This window comes from Paenibacillus sp. N119s (genome assembly GCF_059447605.1).
The window spans coordinates 1-332 of record NZ_JCAJRU010000546.1; the positions used below are offsets into that span (position 1 = coordinate 1).

The window sequence follows — 332 nt, forward strand, 5'->3', positions numbered from 1 at the left end:
AGCTATTGGAGCAAGGTTCTGGAAGGATACGAGGAGCAGTCCCGCTTGCCACAGGCAAAAATCCAGGGCAAAACGGGGTATCAGGCAGAGCGTTTGGATTTTGATTTGGGTGCGGAACTCACGGCTGGTATTCAGCGCATAGCCAAGCGTTATCAAGTCACCATCAATACGTTGATGCAGACCGTTTGGGGGCTTTTGCTGCAAAAGTATAACGGCACCGATGATGTCGTGTTTGGCAGCGTGGTATCTGGACGTCCGGCAGACATTCCGAATGTGGAGCACATCATAGGTCTGTTTATCAATACGATTCCGGTGCGTATCCACAGTCATAA

General features: G+C 50.3%; 1 protein-coding gene. It reads left to right on the forward strand.

Annotated elements, in window-relative coordinates; genetic code table 11:
• Nucleotides 1-45 precede the first annotated feature (45 nt).
• On the forward strand, nucleotides 46-332 hold a 287-nt coding region (locus tag AC5V8P_RS26255; protein WP_495474141.1), incomplete at its 3' end, for a condensation domain-containing protein.